The sequence below is a fragment of the Arthrobacter sp. Hb9-2 genome, assembly GCF_059091165.1.
Genome location: NZ_JBNHGJ010000030.1, coordinates 1 through 17925, shown reverse-complemented (window position 1 = coordinate 17925; position 17925 = coordinate 1). Strand labels below are relative to the sequence as shown.

Here is a 17925-nt window from a genome sequence, read left to right as displayed (position 1 = left end):
AGCCGCAGACTCCGGGACGAAGGACACACCATGCAGCACCGGCTTGCCATCCTTGACGACTACCAGGACGTGGCGCATGGCTTCGCGGATTGGTCCTCCCTCGAGGCGGACGGCGTGGCGGTCACCTCCTACCGGGAACCGTTTGCATCGCAGGACGCGCTGGTGTCCGCCTTGGCAGGTGTCACCATCATCATTGCAATGCGGGAGCGGACGGCCTTCCCGCGGGAGGTGCTTGAAAAGCTCCCCGCCCTCCAGCTCCTGGTGACCACGGGCATGGCGAACGCGTCCATCGACGTGGAGGCGGCAGCTGAGCTTGGAATGACGGTGTGCGGTACGCCCGGATCGCCCACCGCCGCCCCGGAACTGACGTGGGCACTGCTCCTGGCCATCGCGCGCAACATCCCCGCCGAGGACGCTTCGCTCCGCTCCGGCGGCTGGCAGAGCACGGTGGGGTTCGAACTCGCGGGCAAGACGTTGGGCGTGGTGGGCCTGGGCAAGATAGGCCGCAGGATTGCCGCGTACGGCCAGGCTTTCGGCATGGAGGTCCTTGCGTGGAGCCAGAACCTGGCAGACGAGGACGCAGCGGAGGCCGGGGTGCGGAAAGTGTCCAAGGCCGACCTGTTTCGAAATTCCGACGTCGCCACGCTCCACCTGCGCCTGTCTCCCCGTTCCGAGGGCATAGTGGGCGAACCGGAGCTGCGGCTGCTGGGGCCCGACGGCGTCCTGGTGAACACCGCAAGAGGTCCTTTGGTTGACCAGGACGCCCTGGTGCGGGCCCTGTCCGAAGGCTGGATCGCCGGCGCCGCGCTGGATGTCTTCGACCACGAACCCCTGCCCGCAGGCCACCCGCTCCTCAGTGCCCCCAACACGGTGCTGTCCCCGCACCTGGGCTACGTCACACGGGAGAGCTACCGGCAGTTTTACGGCGGGGCGCTGGAGGACGTGAAGGCCTGGCTCGCTGGCTCACCCGTGCGCGTGATTTCCGCCTGAGCCGAATTTCAGCCTGTCCTCCGGTACGGCCGAAAGGGACGCAGCAGGCTACCCGGTTGCCTGAAGGGTTGCCTCGATCGCTGCCGGGGCCAACACGTGCTGCGTTACCATCTGGCTTGCTCCCAGGATGGCAGCCCGGTCGCCGGCCAGGGACAGTGCGATCCGAAGGTGGGCCGTGGCCAGCGGCAGCGAGCGCCGGTAAACCACCTCGCGTACGCCCGCCATCAGGTGTTCACCAGCCTGGCCCAGGCTTCCGCCAATCACCACGACAGACGGATTGAGCAGATTGACCACGGTGGCCAGGACGTCGCCCACGTCCCTGCCCGCCTGGCGCAGCACCTGGATGGCCTGCAGGTCTCCCTGGGCCACAAGCCGCAGGACGTCACTGCCCTTCGCGGCATGCACGCCCTGCCGGTTCAGCTCCGCGGCCAACGCCGGACCGGATGCTAAAGCCTCGAGGCAGCCGTAGTTGCCGCAGCGGCAGAGCACGTCGTCGCCTCGAGGGACCCGCACGTGGCCCAGGTCGCCGGCGGTACCATTGGCACCGCGCTGCAGGGTCCCGCTGCTGATGATCCCGGAGCCGATTCCGGTGGCTACTTTGATGAACAGGAAATTGTCGTCCCCGGGCCAGTGCGCGGTCCGCTCCCCCAACGCCATGATGTTCACGTCGTTGTCCACCAGCACCGGGACCGGCAGGGAGCGCTGGACGTAGGTGACGACGTCGAACCCGTCCCAGCCCGGCATGATCGGCGGCTTGACGGGCTGGCCCGTGGAGTGCTCCACCGGCCCCGGCAAGCCGATTCCGACACCTGCCAGATCAGCCGCATCCCGCCCTGCCGCGGCCAGGAGCGACAATCCCTCCTTGACCGCACGGGCCAGGACGGCCTCGGGCCCGTCCGCCACATCCTGTGCCAGGCGCTGTTCGGCGAGGACGTTGCTGTTGAGGTCCGTGACGGCGACGATCATGTGGGTGGCCCCTACATCCACCGCCAACACCACGCGCACCGCGGGGTTAAAAGCAAAGCGCGACGGCGGCCTTCCGCCGCTCGAGTTCGCCTCACCGGCAGGGCCCACCAGTCCTGATGCGATGAGTGCGTCAATGCGCGCTGCCACGGTGGAGCGCGCCAGACCGGTGGTCAGCGCCAGTTCGGCCCGTGTCCGCGCCTTACCGTCGCGGAGGAGCTGGAACAGGTCGCCTGCCCCACCCTGGGCTGTGGCAGGCTCAGACGCCGCGGTGCTGCCTGCTGTCTTGGTCATAGGAAATAGATAGCACGGCTACTTCTGTATGTCACGCGGTCAACTTTTGCTTGACGCAAAGCAAAAGTAGCCCTAGCTTTGCAGTAGACCAAGGGGCTGTGGCCAAGACCACTCCCCGCAGCCCGGAACCGAGTACGAAACTCAGGAGACCCCATGTCCTATTCCCTCCAGCTCTATACCGTGCGGAACGCTATCCAGGAGGATCTTTACGGCACCATCAAAAAAGTGGCGGAGATCGGCTTCGCCCAGGTAGAGCCCTACAACTTCGTCGCCACCGCCAAGGAACTCGGCGCGGCCCTGAAGGAGAATGGCCTCACCGCGCCTTCCGGCCATGCACCGCTGCTGAGCCAGGACCAGGACGAAATTTTCGCTGCAGCCAAGGAACTAGGCATCACCACAGTGATCGATCCTTTTATTCCCGCCGACCGCTGGCAGTCAGCCGAGGACGTCCAGGCGACGGCCGCCCAGCTGAACGAGGCAGCCAAAAAGGGTGCAGAATACGGCGTTCGGGTGGGTTACCACAACCACCAGTGGGAGCTTGAGTCCATCATCGAGGGCCGGACCGCCCTGGAGTACTTCGCAGACCTGCTGGACCCCGAACTGGTTCTGGAGGTAGACACCTACTGGGTGGCCGTCGGCGGCCAGGACCCCGTGGACATCCTCACCAAGCTCGGGAACCGCGTGAAGTTCATCCACATCAAAGACGGGCCATTGACCACAGACACCAAGGCCCAGCTTCCGGCGGGCAAGGGCAAGGTGGCGGTCCTGGACGTCATCGCAGCAGCAAAGTCGCTCGAAGCGGGAGTGGTGGAGTTTGATGACTACGACGGCGACATCTTCGACGGCATCGCCCAGAGCCTGAAGTTCCTGCAGGAGTCCGGCACCGCCACGGCAGGAGCAGAAGCATGAGCGCCGCATCGCCCCTGAACGCCGCAACCGGGCACGGTCCGGTAGGCGTTGCCGTCATCGGCGCCGGGAACATCAGCAAGCAGTACCTGGACAACCTCACCGTTTTCCCGGACCTCAAGGTGCACGTCATCGCGGACCTGTTCGAGGAAGCGGCGGAAGCCCGCGCCAAGGAATACGGCATCCCCGAGTGGGGCGGAGTCGAAAAGGCGCTGAACCACCCGGACGTCGAAATCATCGTCAACCTGACCATCCCGGCCGCCCACGTCGAAGTTGCCACGGCCGCCGTAAACGCGGGCAAGCACGTCTGGACCGAGAAGCCCTTCTCGCTGGACCGCGAATCCGGCGTGGGCCTGCTCAAAACCGCTGACGCCGCAGGGATCCGCCTCGGCTGCGCTCCGGACACGTTCCTCGGTGCCGGCCTGCAGACCGCACTGCGACTGATCGGGCGCGGCGATATCGGAACCCCCCTTACCGCGATGACCACCTTCCAGACCCCGGGCCCGGAATCATGGCATCCAAACCCGGCATTCCTTTTCCAGCACGGCGCCGGCCCCCTGTTCGACATGGGTCCCTACTACCTCACCACCCTGATCCAGGCCTTCGGCTCCATCCGCAAAGTGGCCGCCGTCGGGTCCAAGGCCAAAGAAATCCGCGTGATCGGTTCGGGACCCAAAGCCGGCGAAGAGTTCACCGTGGAGGTCCCCACCCACGTGTCCGCCATGGCACAGTTCGAAAGCGGCGCTTCCTCGCACAGCGTGTTCTCGTTCGAGTCTCCGCGCGTGCGGATGGGCTTCGTGGAGATCACCGGCACCGAGGCCACCATCTCACTGCCGGACCCCAACTATTTCGACGGCAACATCAAGCTGTGGCGCGCAGGCGACGAGGACTGGACCACCATCCCCGCCACCGGCCCGGCGAACGGCCGCGGCATGGGGGTGCTGGACATGGGGAGGTCGATCCGCGCAGGTGTCCCGCACCGGGCCACAGGCGAACTGGCCTACCACGTGCTGGATGCCATGGTCTCCATCAACGAATCCATGGAATCCGGGACGTTCGTGGACGTGGCCAGCTCGGCGTCCGCGTCGCCCGCGCTCCCCGAAGACTGGGCCCCGGAAACGCTGACCCTTGCGGCTTCCGCATGAGGCAGGAACCAAGCAACAGGGGCCCGCTGGGCGTAGCGATGATCGGTTACGCCTTCATGGGCAAGGCACATTCGAACGCGTGGCGGAACGTGGCAAGTTACTTCGACGTCCCCGCCTTCGAACAGAAAATCCTCGTTGGCAGGGATGCCGCCGCAGTCTCGGAAGCCGCCGCCAAGTACGGGTGGAGCGAAACGGCCACCGACTGGCGCTCGGTGCTGGACCGGGACGACATCCATATCGTGGACATCTGCGCCCCGGGCTGGATGCACGCCGAGATTGCCATCGCAGCCCTCGAAGCCGGCAAGCACGTGCTGCTGGAAAAGCCGCTGGCCAACACCCTGGCCGAGGCTGAGGCCATCACCGCCGCAGCCCAGGCAGCCAGGGTCAAGGGTGCGCAGTCAATGGTGGGGTTCAATTACCGCCGCGTTCCCGCCCTGGCCCTTGCGAAGGAGCTGATCGCGGAAGGCAGGCTCGGTACCGTCCGCCAGGTCCGCGCGGCCTACCTGCAGGACTGGCTCGCCGATGAGTCCGCGCCCATGACCTGGCGGCTGAAGAAGGACACCGCAGGCTCCGGTGCGCTGGGGGACATCGCCTCCCACGCCATCGACCAGGTCCTCTTCCTGCTCGATGACCAGGTCACGGAGGTTTCGGGACGCCTGCAGACCTTCGTGCGCCGCCGGCCCGGCGCCCAGGGGCTTGAAGACGTAACGGTCGACGACGCCGCCTGGGCAACGCTGACCCTCGCCTCCGGGGTGGTCGCCTCAGTGGAGGCCTCCCGGGTGGCCACCGGCCGGAAGAATTCCCTGCAGCTGGAGGTCTACGGCGACAAGGGTGCCGTCATGTTCGACCTGGAGAACCTTAACGAACTCCGGTTCCTTGACGCCACTGCGCCTGCCCGTGAGCAGGGCTTCCGCCGCATCCTGGTGAGCGAACCCGAGCACCCCTACCTGGACGCCTGGTGGCCGCAAGGCCACATCATCGGCTGGGAGCACACCTTCACCCACGAAGTCCGCGACTTCCTGCTCGCCATCGACGGCGGAACTGAACCTTCGCCGTCATTCGAGGACGGGCTGGAAGTCCAGCGCATCCTTGCTGCCGTCGAGGAGTCGGCCGCTGCAAAGAGCTCGACCATCCAGCTCACTCCCGCCGCCCGGCCTGCCGCAACCACCACCGAAGGAGCCTGACATGCCCCGCCCCTATACCCTGTTCACCGGCCAGTGGGCCGACCTCCCCTTCGAGGAAGTCGCGCGCCTGGCCTCCGGCTGGGGTTACGACGGCCTGGAAATCGCGGTCTCCGGGGACCACCTGGACGCCTGGCGCTGGGACGAACCCGGCTACGTCGAATCCAAGCTCGCCGTGCTGGAGAAGTACAACCTGAAGGTCTGGGCCATCTCCAACCACCTCAAGGGCCAGGCCGTCTGCGATGACCCCATCGACTTCCGCCACGAAGCCATCGTCGGCGCCAAGGTCTGGGGCGACGGCGACCCCGAAGGCGTCCGCCAAAGGGCCGCCGAGGAAATGAAACACACCGCCCGGCTCGCCAAGGCACTGGGCGTGGACACCGTGGTCGGGTTCACCGGCTCGGCCATCTGGCAGTATGTCGCCATGTTCCCGCCCGTCCCCGAAAAAGTCATCGACGCCGGCTACCAGGACTTCGCCGACCGCTGGAACCCCATCCTGGACGTCTTCGACGAAAACGGCGTCCGCTTCGCCCACGAAGTCCACCCCTCCGAGATCGCCTACGACTACTGGACCACCGTCCGCACCCTCGAGGCGATCAACCACCGCGAAGCGTTCGGGCTGAACTGGGACCCCTCGCACATGATGTGGCAGGGCATCGACCCCGTCTCCTTCATCTGGGACTTCAAAGACCGGATCTACCACGTGGACTGCAAAGACACCAAGATCCGCCAAACCGGCCGCAACACCGTCCTGGGCTCCCACCTCGCCTGGGGCGACCCCCGCCGCGGCTGGGACTTTGTCTCCGCAGGCCGCGGCGACGTCCCCTGGGAAGCGTCCTTCCGCGCCCTGTCAGCCATCGGCTACGACGGACCCATCTCGGTGGAATGGGAGGACGCCGGCATGGACCGCCTCCACGGCGCCCCCGAAGCCCTCGCCGCCCTCAAGAAGTTCGACTTCCCGCCGTCGAACACCTCCTTCGACGCCGCCTTCAAGCAGTAACCCGAAAAGTTTCTGTCCAGGTATGCAGGCGGCTTCGAGCCCTGCATACCTGGACAGAAACTCGGAAGGCAGGCCACGTACAATCCCTGCATGACACCTTCCATCCGAAAGGCAACAACGGACGACGCCGGCGCGCTGGCTGTGCTGGCGGCCGTCACCTTTCCGCTGGCGTGCCCGCCGTCATCGTCGCCTCAGGACATCGCGGCGCACGTTGCCAACACGCTCAGCGAACGGCACTTCCAGGCGTACCTCGCCGACCCGGACGTCACCATCCTGGTGATCGATGCCGGCGGCGACCTGCGCGGCTACAGCCTGCTGGTGAACCGGCCGGCAGAAGACCCGGACGTGGTTTCAGTGCTGGAAATCCTGCCATCGGTGGAACTCAGCAAGTGCTATGTGCACCCGGAACACCACGGGCTCGGTGCCGCTGCAGAACTGATGCACGCCAGCTTGGATGCGGCTGCGCGAGCAGGAGGACTGGGCGTCTGGCTGGGTGTCAACAGCCAGAACGCCAGGGCCGTCCGCTTCTACGAAAAATCCGGATTCCGCAAGGTGGGCACCAAATCGTTCCAACTGGGCAGCACCGTGGAGCATGACTTCGTGCTGGAGCGCCCGGTCCCCTGACGGCTGCACCAGCCTCGGTGCCAGCATGCTTGTGCCTTCAGGCGTGCTGGTGAGCCTTTGGCGGGTAGGCCAGGGGCGGACGTGGTTCCGATAAGAGCTTCAGGCCCGGTGGGAGCCCATCAATGCTGCCGCCGGTCCCGTGGGCCCTGATAGTGATTCGGGAGGTGTCGATAAGGACGTTCGCAGCCTCGAAATCGCCCATGTCCTCGGGGAGGATCGGCGCCAAGTGCACCACTCCGTGGGTGTAGACGGGGTCGAAGCGGAGCAGCACGCGCATCAGCTGCACCGGTGCCGCCGCAGCCCAGGCCTGGGGTGAGCACGCGGTGGGGTAGGGCACAGGTCCTGCGAACTCGCCGCGGTCAAAACCGCAAAACAGTTCCGGCAGCCGTCCGTCGAAGTGTTCGGCGGCGTCAATGAGGCCGGAGGCAACCCGCCGCGCCTCCTCCACGAATCCGTACCGCATCAGCCCTGTGGCCACCAGCGCAGAGTCGTGCGGCCAGACCGAACCGTTGTGGTAACTCACGGGATTGTAGGCGCCCATGTCCGACCCGAGGGTGCGGATGCCCCAGCCTGAGAACATTTGGGGCGACATCAGATGCTCCACCACGGAGGGTGCCTTGTCCTCGTCCACGATGCCCGTCCAGAGGCAATGGCCCATGTTCGAGGTACAGGCATCCACTGCCCGTTTGTCCTTGTCCAGCGCCACCGCGAAATAACCCTTGTCCGGCAGCCAGAACTTTTCATTGAAGGCAGCCTTGAGGGTAGCGGCCTTGTCGGCCCAATGCTGTTCCAGAGCCACATCGCCGTCCCAGCGCGCAAGCAGCGACCTGCCGATATAGGCGGAGTAGACGTACGCCTGAACTTCGCACAGGGCGATAGGAGCTTCTGCCATGGTGCCGTCAGCAAAGTTGATACCGTCCCACGAGTCCTTCCAGCCCTGGTTGACCAGCCCGTGGTCATTAGGCCTCTTGTACTCAACGAATCCGTCGCCGTCGCGGTCACCGTATTTCTCAATCCAGTCCAGGGCACGGTCCGCATGCGGAAGCAGCGGGTGGATGATCTCGCGAGAGAGGCCCCAGCGGCTCAACTCGCCCAGGAGGCCCACGAACAACGGGGTGGCGTCTGCTGTGCCGTAATAGGCTATGCCTCCCAGCGACAGCCCGGCAGTCACACCCAGCCTCACCTCGTGCGGAATTCGTCCCGGTTCTTCTTCCGAGTCCGGATCCACCTTGGTTCCCTGCAGCCCGGCCAGGGTCTGCAGCGTTCCGGCCGCCAGTTTCGGACTCACCAACAGGCTCATGTAGGACGAGAGCAGCGAGTCCCGGCCGAACAGGGCCATAAACCACGGCGCCCCAGCTGCCACCGCCACCCGGCCGGGATGGTGCTCGTCGAAGATCCGCAAGGAGCCCAGGTCGCTCTGGCTACGGTTAAGCACCTGCTGCAGGTTGCTGTCCGTCACTGTGACCTGGGGGACGTTTTCCTCCCAGGCCCGGTGCCGGCGTACCCCTTCGCGGTGGCGTGGAAGCCGCTCCTCGGTGAAAGGATCGGCCGGTGCCTGTCCGTTGACGAGTGGCACCACAATGACGCTGGTGGCCCACTTGCCCCTGGCAGGCACCGTAGCGTGGAAGCGGAGTCCGTCGGTGCCGACGTCGGCACCTGCCGCCCTGATTGAGGTTCCCCGCCGCTGCCCGTGGCGGCCGGCCTCGATCACGAGGCTGCCGTCAACTACTTCGCGCGTCGCCTCAGCGCCCCGCGTTGTCCGGCCGCCCTTGACGTCGAAGAGATCGGCCTGGTCGGCATCCAGGAGCAGCTCGATCTCGCAGTCCACGGGCTCGGCCGAGAAGTTTTCCAGGGTGATGTCGTCCTGCAGGCCTGGACCGACGTGACGGGCCTGGCGGACCACCAGGGGGCTGTCGAACCTGCCGTCCGGCCACTTTGCCCGGCCAACAAAGGTGGCTCCGAAGGGCTGCGGCTTCTGGGCGACGAGGGGCTCACGAAGCGCGCCGTTGATCCGCAAGATCCAGCGGGAGATGATGCGGGTGTCCTGGAAAAATGCCCCATTTGCGCCGGCGTCAGCACTAATGTCGCCCGTTTCAGACGAGATGCAGAACGAGGACCCTTCCACGATCGTGACCGACCCTGATTCGGATGCGCCCGCTTCAGTATCGGCGTTCCATGCGGTCATGAAGGCACTCCTTCGCTAGGCGGCGGACTTTTCGCGGGTTCCCAAGACCATCCCTTAAAAATTCTGGTGCAACCTGACGGTATCCGGAACCCCTGCCGGCGGCTCCCCTGCAACCAGCCTCTCGAAAAGCCAAAGGTGCTCGCTTACCATGCGTTCTTCGCTGAACCGATCCTCCACAACCTTCCGGCAGGCTGCCCGGCTGAGCCCTTCCGCCTCCTGTACAAAGCCTGCCAGTTGCTGCGTGCGCCCCAAGAAGCCGGTCTGGCCATGATCGATGATTTCGGGCGCGGACCCCACGGCCGTGCCTATCACCGGGGTACCGGTGGCAAGCGCCTCGATCATGACCAGCCCAAAGGGCTCCGACCATTGGATGGGGTTCAGGAAGGCCAGCGCTTCACCCATCAGCTTGTATTTGGCTTCGTCGTTGACTTCCCCCACAAAGTCTTCGTTGGGTCCCAGCAGGGGTTCAATGACCTCATGGAAGTAGCGCAACTCCTCTGACTCGCGCATCTTGACCGCGATCCGCAAAGGCATGCCCGCCTCGCGGGCAACCATGATGGCTTCCAGCAGGCCCTTGTCCGGGCAGGCCCGCCCGACGAAGCACAGGTAGCCGCCGGCACCGGATCCTACCGGCACGGAGGAGACGTCCATGCCGTGATGGATCACCCTGGTCACTGGAACGCCCGCGACATGGGAGGTCTGGTCCCTTGAGATGGCAATGACCGCTCCCCTGCGTGCAATGGCCCGGTAGATGTCGGCAGACTCAGCAGTGAGCGGTCCATGCATGGTTGTTACCAAAGGAACCCGGTCAGGGCGGTGCAGGTACAGCGGTCCGGCCATCGTGTGGTCATGAATAATGTCGGCGTCCTGCAGCCCCTCGTAGGCCCTGACCACATGGCTCAGCTCCGAGAGGGTGCAGTTCAAACCACCCTGTTCGGCAGGCCGCATTCCGGGAACCCTCGGCACGGGGCAGCTGCTTTCCGGGGACGCTGCCAGCAGTACCTCATGTCCAGCCTCATGGAACCCCCGTGCCAGGCTGTCCACTACCCTTTCGGTGCCACCGTACGTTAACGGTGGAACCGGAATCCATGGTCCAGCAACCAGTCCTATCCGCATTCCTGGCCTCGCCTAGAACAGGCCGGGCTCCCCAGTTGGCCAGGCAATTTTGTCCGCAGGACCTGCTCCGGTCCGCGGCGTTGTGGGAACCAGCGAACACCCGGGGATGTCCGTGGAACCCACACTCTGACTATTGCCCAGGATCACCCCGTGGACAAGACCTTGTGTGCGGTATCTAACACCGATTCCAGGAATGGTGGCCGGAAACCCGCTGTTGGCCCCAATATGAAGATTGAGATCTGGTCGGACGTCGCGTGCCCGTGGTGCTACATCGGAAAACGCCGCTTTGAGGCAGCCCTGGCGGCCTTCCAGCACAAGGAAGCGGTGGACGTGACGTGGCGCAGCTACCAGCTGGATCCCACCCTCCCCGAGCACTACGACGGGACGGAGCTGGACTACCTCAGCAGCCGCAAGGGCATGCCCCGGCAGCAGGTTTCGCAGATGTTTGACCACGTCACGCAGCAGGCCAAGGGCGAGGGCCTCCACTACCGGTTCGATTCGGTGGTGGTGGCGAACAGCTTCACCGCACACCGCCTGATCCATCTTGCCGCCGCCCACGGCAAGCAGGACGAAGCCAAGGAACGCCTGCTCAGCGACCATTTCGAGCACGGCAAGGACATCGGCAACCGCGGATACCTGACGTCGCTCGCCCTCGATCTGGGCATCAGCACCGATGAAGCGGATGAGCTGTTCACCACGGACAAGTACGCCGACGACGTCCGCCTCGATTTCGAGGAAGGCCGCGCCCTGGGCATCAGCGGAGTCCCTTTCTTCGTCATAGACCGCAAGTTCGGGCTCTCCGGCGCCCAGCCAGTCGAAACGTTCACTGCAGCGCTGACGCAGGCCTGGCAGGATGCCAACCCGCTGGTGCTGGTGAACTCCACCGACGGCGAAGCCTGTGGCCCGGACGGCTGCGTCCAGCCGTAACCGCGGTTTGGTGACACTTCGCGGTAAAGTGTCTACATGCCCAGGATTTCAGCGGCCAGCAACGCCGAGCAGCGCGCGGAAACACAGCGCCGCATCCTCACCGCCTTTGGCGAGCTCCTCTTTTCCCACGGCCTTCCCGGGCTGACCATGACGGATGTGGCCCGGCACGCAGGGGTGGGCCGGACCGCCGTCTACAACTATTACGCGGACATCGAAGAGCTCCTCATCTCCTATGCCCTTGAGGAGACGGAGAAGTTCCTGTCCGAGCTCCGCGAAGCCCTTGGCCGCCTGGACAACCCGGTGGAACGGCTGGCACTGTACGTGCGCGCCCAGGTGGTGGACCTCAGCCGCCGCCACCTGCCGCCCGGGCCGGCGATGGGAGCCGTGCTGTCGCCGTCGTCCTTTGCCAAACTCGCGGACCATGTGGGCGAGCTGAGCGTCCTGCTGCAGGGCATCCTGCGCGATGGAATGGAGCAGGGGTACCTGCCGACGGCGGACATCGGCCAGCAGGCGCAGCTGATCCTTGGCACGCTGTCCTCCAGCGCGGCCAGGGGCAGTGACGAGCCCGCGGAGCTGGAAGCCAGGGTGGCCAGGACCGTGCGCTTCATCCAGCTGGGCGCGGGAGCGAGGTTCGACGGCGCCGGCCGCCCCGTCCGCCTTGCCTCGCTTCCCGCCGTTGCCAGCTGAGCGCCTGCCACCTTTAGTCCCCGCCAGGCCAGCCTAGAAACCAGGCCCGATAGCGAATCTGCGGGTTCGACTCAGGGCGCGGGTGCCGCCGAGGGGATGACGGGCGACTTGTCGTCGTCCGCGATCCGGCGGCTTTCGCGGGGGCAGCTAAGGGTGCCTGGCGTCTGGTCAACGAGCTCCGGCGGGGCCAGCGCAGCGTAGTCCTGGGCAAGGATCACGTCCACGCTGCCATCTGTCCTGCCGTCCTGGAAGTAATCCGAGCCCGGCAGGTTGCGCTGGACGCTGAACGCAGCTGACTGGCCGGCAGCCCCGGACACCACGGCGGCGACGCCGCGGTAGCTGGCCTCGACATTGGACACCGCCCCTACAACGAACTTCCGGGCCAGGAACTCGTCCGCCACTGACCGCGCCAGGCCCGGCCTGCTCGTGGAGTTGTAGACGTTGAGGTTGATCTTGTCGTTGGGGGTGTAGTCGAAGGTCGCCGCGGGGCAGGTGGAGACAGTCTCCTGCGCAGGCTCGGCGGCAGGAATCTTCAGGCGCCCGTTGATGATGGCCAGCGCGGTGATAATCGCGGCCACGATGAGTCCGATGAGGACCACAAGCACCACCGCATGCAGCACGCGGCGGCGCACCCGCACCGTGTCATCGGCGCCGCTGTCGGCTTCGAACGCGGCCCGCAACTCAGGGCCGGTAACAACGTGGTGGCCGTGGAGGACGCTGGCGTCCTGCTGCTTCTTCCTAGCCATCTATGACCAGTACACGGGCATGGATCGCCGTGCGTTGGTGCAGGGCGGTCCGGACGGCGCGGTGCAGACCGTCCTCCAGGTAAAGGGTTCCCTGGTACTGCACCACGTGCGGAAAAAGGTCTCCGAAGAAAGTGGAATCCTCGGCCAGGAGCGCCTCCAGGTCCAGGGTGCGCTTGGTGGTCACCAATTCGTCCAGCCTGACCGGACGCGGGGGCAGCGCCGCCCATTCCTTGGGGGTGTTGTAACCATGGTCAGGGTAAGGGCGGCCCTCGCCCACAGCTTTGAATATCACCATGCCACCCTAGGCACCCGATGGTCCCAGCGAAAGTAGCCAGCACGCCGTCGGGCAGGTTGTAGCCAAACAGTGACCAAGTGTTACACGCGGTCGTCTACGCGGGACGGCACCGGGAGTTCACGGTGCTGACATAACGGTGCTGCTGACAGAATGGAGGCATGACAGCATCCGAGTTCCTTGCCGCCTCCACGTCAGGCGTACACCACCCGGCCACGCCTTCCCTCGCGCTGCTGCTGGATGTGGATGGGCCAATTGCAAGTCCGGTTACGCGCGATGTGAAACAGGACATCATCCGGGATCTCGTTGCCCTGGCCTCTGCCGGCATTCCCGTCATTTTCAACACCGGCCGCTCCGATGCCTTCATCCGTGAGCAGGTCATGGAACCGATGATCGCTGCCGGCATTCCGGCCGGTACCGTCATCCACGCCATCTGTGAAAAAGGCGCCGTGTGGTTCAGCTATACGTCAGCAGGTCCCGGTCCCATCCACGTGGACCGCGACCTGGCGGTGCCCGCTGCCTATGGTGACGACGTCAGGCGGCTGGTGGCGGAGGACTACGCGGCGCATATGTTCTTCGATGAGACCAAGCGGGCCATGGTGTCCGTGGAACAGCACATTGGCGTGGTCGATACGGATTACCTGGCCGAACAGAAACTTTTCGACGCTGACGCCGTGGACCTGATGGGCCGCCACGGGCTGGGGGTGGTCCGGCTGGACCACCATGCCCCCAATTCCGACGACGAAGTGGACTACCGGGTGGACCCCACCATCATTTCTACAGACATTGAGTCGGTGCGGCTCGGCAAGGATCTCGGCGCCAGCCGGGCAGTGGAACTGCTCGCCGCCCAAGGCATCACGCCGCAGGCCTGGCGGACAGTGGGAGATTCCCGCACGGACTACGCCATGGCTGACTGGCTTCACCACAACGACCACCCGGTAAAGCATGTGGATGTCCGGCCTGCCGATGGCGTTCCGGACAAGCCTTACCCTGTCCTGACCGCCGCGGACCTGGGACTCGAGGCCACCGTCATCCACGACGACGCCGGCGGTGCTTTCCTGCGCAGCTGGCTGGAAGAACTGGGCGCCTAACCCGGTTCCATACCCCGGGCAGCCCCGCCTGAAACCTGCTGTTTCCCCCGCGCGGCTATCATGCAGGTAGAAACGCATACTATGACGAGCACGGAGACGACCATTACAGAAGCACCGGTACAGGACGAGGTCTACTACGGCGGCCAGGCATCCGTAGAGGAACAATTTCACGCGGAGATCACTTCAGCCGAGGCTGAACAGCGGCTTAACCCCCGACCTGACGTCATCAGGCACAAGGGACGCATTGCGCTGATCAACCACAACAGGACTCCCTACCAGGCAATGGTGGAGGACCTGTTGTTCGTACGCAATGTGCTGGCTAACGCGGACCTGGCGTACCTGCTGGTCAGGGGCAACAATGACCGGCCCGTCATCGCCCTGGACTGGAAAGACAGGAAGAAACTACGGGCCGCTCTGGTGGAGGCCTGCCGGGACGAGCCTTTCTATTCCATGACCGTGGATGCCAAGAAAAAAACCTCACTGCTGGTGGCGGACGGCGAGCTCTCCTACAATCGGCAGGCGCGCATCTTCCGCCTGTACCGCCCGCGGGTGGAACCGGCCGGCGGCTTCGAGTTCGGTGCTTCCGCAGGTGTACAGATCGAGCTTTGGTCCTTCAAGGCTGATGAGATCACACTGCCGATCGAGAATTCCCTCACGCGCAGGACCCTGCTCCGGCAGGACGCCGTCCGCGGCACCGTCGAGCGTTACGGCCACACTTGGCCGACCATCGAGAACATGTTCGCTGACCACGCCAGCGACATCAGCTTCGATATCGATCTGGTGTTCTCCTGGGTGGACGGCAGCTCCCCGGAGTACATTGCGGCGCGGCGGGCGCAGCAGAAAGATGTTGTCCTCGGCGAAGGCGACGACCACGAGGCCCGCTTCCGGCAGGTCAACGAACTCAAGTACGCGCTCAGGTCCGTGTACATGTTCGCTCCCTGGATCCGCCGTATCTTCATTGCCACAGATTCAGCGGCACCTGAATGGCTGGCTGAACATCCGTCGGTGACCATCGTGCGCAGTGAGGAGTTCTTCTCGGACCCCTCAGTGCTTCCCACGCACAACTCACAGGCGGTGGAGTGCCAGCTCCACAACATTGAGGGTCTCTCGGAGCACTTCCTGTACTCCAATGACGACATGTTCTTCGGCCGGCCGGTCAGTCCAGACCTGTTTTTCACGCCGGGCGGCATCACCAAATTCATCGAGGCGGAAACCCGGATTGGATTGGGCGAGAACGCTGCAGAGCGCAGCGGCTTCGAGAACGCGGCCCGCGTCAACCGCAAATTGCTGTGGAACCGGTTCGGGCGGATCACCACGCGGCACTTGGAGCACAGTGCCGCGCCGCTGCGGCGCAGCGTTGTGGCCAGGATGGAACGCGAGTTCCCGGAGGAATTCCGGAAGACGGCGGCGAGCCGGTTCCGGGCGGCGGACAACATTTCCGTCACCAACTCCTTTTACCACTACTACGCCCTGCTCACGGGCCGCGCGGTAACCCAGACAGCGGCGAAGGTCCGGTACGTGGACACCACCATGCGGGCCGGGCTCAACTACCTGCCCAAGCTGTTGTCCAAGCGCAACATGGACTTCTTCTGCCTGAATGACGGCAGCTTCCCTGAGGTGGAGGCGGACGAGCGCGCCGAACTGGTGACCGATTTCCTGGAGAAGTACTTCCCCATCAAGGCGCCCTGGGAAAAGTAGGACGCCGGAACCAAGGTCCGTGCCGGCGGCACGGACCTTGCAGCGCTTTGGGGGCGCGCCCTAACGGCCTGTGGGCAGGCCCGCCCTGGCGCTGCTCCGCTGCTTGCTGGTTTCAGGAATACGGACTCCGGCGGCCTCCAGCCGGCGGGCTGTCTCGTCGGGCGGAACGTACTCCCCCACCGTCGTGGACCTGCCCAAGGGAACCACCGAATGTACGATCGTGTGCTCGTACACATGGACGAGGTTGAATGACTGTCCGTTGTCCTGTCCCCTGGTGCCGCCAACAGGAACATTGAGGTCCTGGGTGTAACAGCTGGCGGAGGCGACGGAGACGGGAACCCCCGCAAAGCTCGCCGTCGTGGAATAGTGCAGGTGGCCTGCCAGGATGGTCCGGACGTCCGAGTTGCGGACCACCGCGGCGAGGGACGCCTGGTCCCGCAGCTCAACCAGGACCGAGAGGTCGAGGACGGATGGGACGGGCGGGTGGTGCAGCGCAAGGATGGTGCCGTCCGGAGCCGGTGTCTCCAGCTCGAGCGCCAGCCAGTCCAGCTGGGAGTCGCTAAGTTCGCCGTGGTGGAAACCCGGCACCGACGTGTCCAGGGTGATGACGCGCAGCCCATTAATGAAATAGCTGTGGTCCACGGGAGCGTCACTCCCGGGCTGGTCCAGCAGGCCCTTCCGGAAGTTCGCCCGGTTGTCGTGGTTTCCCATCGCCCAGATGACTTCTGCATCCAGCTCCTGGCACGCCGGCTCCACGATGGCCCGGAGCTTCACGTAGGCTTCCGGATCGCCCTTGTCTGCAAGGTCACCGGTGAAAATCACAGCCTCCGGCCGCGCCCCCGACGCCTTTACCTCTTCAAAGAGTTGGATGAGCCGCGCTTCGCTGTCAACGACGCCGTAAAGGGGATCCGGCCCTCCCATCAAGTGGGGATCGCTCAGGTGGAGTAGGAAGTGGCGTGGCCGGGGGTGTTCGGCCTCGATGTGCTCCATTGCTGCCTCTGTGGTCGGTGGGAAACGGCGTTTCCCTTGTACCCTTCAGTAAGGTTTATCCAATCAGACATTTGGCTAACTTTGGGTAAATCGCCGTAGCTGATGTGGAAAAAGGTAGAAGAACTGCGCTTTTGCGCTGCCACGTTCGGTCAAAGCGGCCTTTTTCAGCCGAGGGCTTCCTCGACGGCGTCAATAACCTCCGCCGAATCGGGCTCCACTGTCGGCGCAAAGCGGTTCACCACTTCGCCCTCCCGGCTGACGAGGAACTTCTCAAAGTTCCACTTCACCAATCCGGGCAGCAGTCCGCTCTTGAACTTGGTGAGCTCCCCGTAAAGCGGGTGCCGGTCCCTGCCGCGGACGTCCGCCTTGGCGGTCAGCGGGAACGTCACTCCGAAGTTCCGCTGGCAAAACTCGGCAATTTCGCTGTCACTGCCGGGCTCCTGCCCGGCGAACTGGTTGCATGGGACGCCGAGGATCTCAAACCCGCGGTCCCGGAACTTTTCATAAAGTGCTTCCAGGCCCGCGTACTGGGACGTGAACCCGCAGTTGGAGGCAACGTTCACCACCATCACCACTTTGCCCTTGAATCTGCCGAAATCAGTGGCGGTACCGTCGTTGAGGGTCAGTGGAATCGGGTACAAGGGGGTCACAGGCTGCGTCCTCGGAAAGTTGTCCATGCGTGGAATTCGTTGCCAGCAGACCACTGTACTGGTCCGGGCCGGGACTTCCTGGTGCAACTCCCGTTGGGGTTTACGGTTCCGGTGTCGCGGACGGGCTGGTCGGCGGCGCAGGTTCGGTCGGCGCAGGCTGAATCGGTGCAGGTTGGATCGGTGCCGGCGCCTGGCTTGGTGCCGGGGCAGGCTGGATCGGGGGCTGCGTGATCGGCGCAGTAGGAGGCGGAGCGGGCACAGGTGGTGGCGCAGGTGGTGGTGGCGGCGGTGGTGCCGGCGCAGCCGGTGGCGGAGGTGCCGGGGCAGGTGCAGGTGCCGGAGGTGCCGGGGCAGGCGGTGCCGGCGGTGGCGCAGGTGCAGGTGCCGGCGCAGGCGATGGCGGTGGAGGCGGTGGCGCAGGTGCAGGTGCCGGCGCAGGC

General features: G+C 64.9%; 17 protein-coding genes. 10 read left to right on the top strand and 7 right to left on the bottom strand.

Annotated features, from left to right (window positions below; all coding sequences use genetic code 11):
• Positions 1 to 30: 30 nt before the first annotated feature.
• Positions 31 to 990, top strand: a complete 960-nt coding sequence (locus tag AC5RV1_RS16000) for a D-2-hydroxyacid dehydrogenase family protein (protein ID WP_493995242.1) — start codon at positions 31 to 33, stop codon at positions 988 to 990.
• 48 nt (positions 991 to 1038) lie between these two features.
• Here AC5RV1_RS16000 and AC5RV1_RS15995 read toward each other — a convergent pair whose 3' ends face one another.
• Positions 1039 to 2247, bottom strand: a complete 1209-nt coding sequence (locus tag AC5RV1_RS15995) for an ROK family transcriptional regulator (protein ID WP_493995241.1) — start codon at positions 2245 to 2247, stop codon at positions 1039 to 1041.
• Positions 2248 to 2400: 153 nt separating this feature from the next.
• Here AC5RV1_RS15995 and AC5RV1_RS15990 point away from each other — a divergent pair, with 153 nt between their 5' ends.
• The 5 genes from AC5RV1_RS15990 to AC5RV1_RS15970 all read left to right on the top strand — a co-directional run bounded on the left by AC5RV1_RS15990 (position 2401) and on the right by AC5RV1_RS15970 (position 7103).
• Positions 2401 to 3156 carry a sugar phosphate isomerase/epimerase family protein gene (locus tag AC5RV1_RS15990; RefSeq protein ID WP_493995240.1) on the top strand — a complete coding sequence of 252 codons (756 nt, stop codon included), beginning with the start codon at positions 2401 to 2403 and terminating at the stop codon, positions 3154 to 3156.
• On the top strand, positions 3153 to 4298 hold the full coding sequence (locus AC5RV1_RS15985) for a Gfo/Idh/MocA family protein (RefSeq protein WP_493995239.1): 1146 nt from the start codon (positions 3153 to 3155) through the stop codon (positions 4296 to 4298). Before AC5RV1_RS15990 ends, AC5RV1_RS15985 begins: the two co-directional genes overlap by 4 nt.
• On the top strand, positions 4295 to 5482 hold the full coding sequence (locus AC5RV1_RS15980) for a Gfo/Idh/MocA family protein (RefSeq protein WP_493995238.1): 1188 nt from the start codon (positions 4295 to 4297) through the stop codon (positions 5480 to 5482). The genes AC5RV1_RS15985 and AC5RV1_RS15980 overlap by 4 nt, the downstream gene beginning before the upstream one ends.
• Position 5483: 1 nt before the next feature.
• Complete coding sequence (locus AC5RV1_RS15975; protein WP_493995237.1) at positions 5484 to 6479, top strand: sugar phosphate isomerase/epimerase family protein; 996 nt, start codon at positions 5484 to 5486, stop codon at positions 6477 to 6479.
• 90 nt (positions 6480 to 6569) lie between these two features.
• Complete coding sequence (locus tag AC5RV1_RS15970) at positions 6570 to 7103, top strand: GNAT family N-acetyltransferase (RefSeq protein WP_493995236.1); 534 nt, start codon at positions 6570 to 6572, stop codon at positions 7101 to 7103.
• A 37-nt stretch (positions 7104 to 7140) separates the two neighbouring features.
• Here the strand turns inward: AC5RV1_RS15970 and AC5RV1_RS15965 are convergent, their stop codons facing one another.
• A complete protein-coding gene (locus tag AC5RV1_RS15965; protein WP_493946261.1) occupies positions 7141 to 9288 on the bottom strand; it encodes an amylo-alpha-1,6-glucosidase in 2148 nt (715 codons plus the stop codon).
• A gap of 54 nt (positions 9289 to 9342) precedes the next feature.
• Complete coding sequence (locus AC5RV1_RS15960) at positions 9343 to 10404, bottom strand: glycosyltransferase family 4 protein (protein ID WP_493995235.1); 1062 nt, start codon at positions 10402 to 10404, stop codon at positions 9343 to 9345.
• A gap of 225 nt (positions 10405 to 10629) precedes the next feature.
• Between AC5RV1_RS15960 and AC5RV1_RS15955 the strand changes: the two genes are divergently transcribed.
• Complete coding sequence (locus AC5RV1_RS15955; RefSeq protein ID WP_493995234.1) at positions 10630 to 11331, top strand: DsbA family oxidoreductase; 702 nt, start codon at positions 10630 to 10632, stop codon at positions 11329 to 11331.
• Positions 11332 to 11367: 36 nt separating this feature from the next.
• Positions 11368 to 12018 carry a TetR/AcrR family transcriptional regulator gene (locus AC5RV1_RS15950; RefSeq protein WP_493995233.1) on the top strand — a complete coding sequence of 217 codons (651 nt, stop codon included), beginning with the start codon at positions 11368 to 11370 and terminating at the stop codon, positions 12016 to 12018.
• Positions 12019 to 12089: 71 nt separating this feature from the next.
• Here the strand turns inward: AC5RV1_RS15950 and AC5RV1_RS15945 are convergent, their stop codons facing one another.
• A complete protein-coding gene (locus tag AC5RV1_RS15945; protein ID WP_493995232.1) occupies positions 12090 to 12764 on the bottom strand; it encodes a LytR C-terminal domain-containing protein in 675 nt (224 codons plus the stop codon).
• Positions 12757 to 13056 carry a type II toxin-antitoxin system VapB family antitoxin gene (locus AC5RV1_RS15940; protein WP_170850843.1) on the bottom strand — a complete coding sequence of 100 codons (300 nt, stop codon included), beginning with the start codon at positions 13054 to 13056 and terminating at the stop codon, positions 12757 to 12759. The genes AC5RV1_RS15945 and AC5RV1_RS15940 overlap by 8 nt, the downstream gene beginning before the upstream one ends.
• 161 nt (positions 13057 to 13217) lie before the next feature.
• Here AC5RV1_RS15940 and AC5RV1_RS15935 point away from each other — a divergent pair, with 161 nt between their 5' ends.
• A complete protein-coding gene (locus tag AC5RV1_RS15935; RefSeq protein ID WP_493995231.1) occupies positions 13218 to 14147 on the top strand; it encodes a hypothetical protein in 930 nt (309 codons plus the stop codon).
• Between the two features lie 60 nt (positions 14148 to 14207).
• A complete protein-coding gene (locus tag AC5RV1_RS15930) occupies positions 14208 to 15845 on the top strand; it encodes a stealth family protein (protein ID WP_493946255.1) in 1638 nt (545 codons plus the stop codon).
• Between the two features lie 60 nt (positions 15846 to 15905).
• On the opposite strand, the gene AC5RV1_RS15925 is transcribed toward AC5RV1_RS15930, so the two are convergent.
• A complete protein-coding gene (locus AC5RV1_RS15925; RefSeq protein ID WP_493995230.1) occupies positions 15906 to 16835 on the bottom strand; it encodes a phosphodiesterase in 930 nt (309 codons plus the stop codon).
• A gap of 164 nt (positions 16836 to 16999) precedes the next feature.
• Complete coding sequence (locus AC5RV1_RS15920) at positions 17000 to 17485, bottom strand: glutathione peroxidase (protein ID WP_493946253.1); 486 nt, start codon at positions 17483 to 17485, stop codon at positions 17000 to 17002.
• Positions 17486 to 17925: the final 440 nt, after the last annotated feature.

Bases quoted from the DNA above. Each gene is read 5' to 3' on its own strand.
- AC5RV1_RS16000 (WP_493995242.1), top strand. From the start codon at position 31: ATGCAGCACCGGCTTGCCATCCTTGACGACTACCAGGACGTGGCGCAT.
- AC5RV1_RS15995 (WP_493995241.1), bottom strand. From the start codon at position 2,247: ATGACCAAGACAGCAGGCAGCACCGCGGCGTCTGAGCCTGCCACAGCC.
- AC5RV1_RS15990 (WP_493995240.1), top strand. From the start codon at position 2,401: ATGTCCTATTCCCTCCAGCTCTATACCGTGCGGAACGCTATCCAGGAG.
- AC5RV1_RS15985 (WP_493995239.1), top strand. From the start codon at position 3,153: ATGAGCGCCGCATCGCCCCTGAACGCCGCAACCGGGCACGGTCCGGTA.
- AC5RV1_RS15980 (WP_493995238.1), top strand. From the start codon at position 4,295: ATGAGGCAGGAACCAAGCAACAGGGGCCCGCTGGGCGTAGCGATGATC.
- AC5RV1_RS15975 (WP_493995237.1), top strand. From the start codon at position 5,484: ATGCCCCGCCCCTATACCCTGTTCACCGGCCAGTGGGCCGACCTCCCC.
- AC5RV1_RS15970 (WP_493995236.1), top strand. From the start codon at position 6,570: ATGACACCTTCCATCCGAAAGGCAACAACGGACGACGCCGGCGCGCTG.
- AC5RV1_RS15965 (WP_493946261.1), bottom strand. From the start codon at position 9,288: ATGACCGCATGGAACGCCGATACTGAAGCGGGCGCATCCGAATCAGGG.
- AC5RV1_RS15960 (WP_493995235.1), bottom strand. From the start codon at position 10,404: ATGCGGATAGGACTGGTTGCTGGACCATGGATTCCGGTTCCACCGTTA.
- AC5RV1_RS15955 (WP_493995234.1), top strand. From the start codon at position 10,630: ATGAAGATTGAGATCTGGTCGGACGTCGCGTGCCCGTGGTGCTACATC.
- AC5RV1_RS15950 (WP_493995233.1), top strand. From the start codon at position 11,368: ATGCCCAGGATTTCAGCGGCCAGCAACGCCGAGCAGCGCGCGGAAACA.
- AC5RV1_RS15945 (WP_493995232.1), bottom strand. From the start codon at position 12,764: ATGGCTAGGAAGAAGCAGCAGGACGCCAGCGTCCTCCACGGCCACCAC.
- AC5RV1_RS15935 (WP_493995231.1), top strand. From the start codon at position 13,218: ATGACAGCATCCGAGTTCCTTGCCGCCTCCACGTCAGGCGTACACCAC.
- AC5RV1_RS15930 (WP_493946255.1), top strand. From the start codon at position 14,208: ATGCAGGTAGAAACGCATACTATGACGAGCACGGAGACGACCATTACA.
- AC5RV1_RS15925 (WP_493995230.1), bottom strand. From the start codon at position 16,835: ATGGAGCACATCGAGGCCGAACACCCCCGGCCACGCCACTTCCTACTC.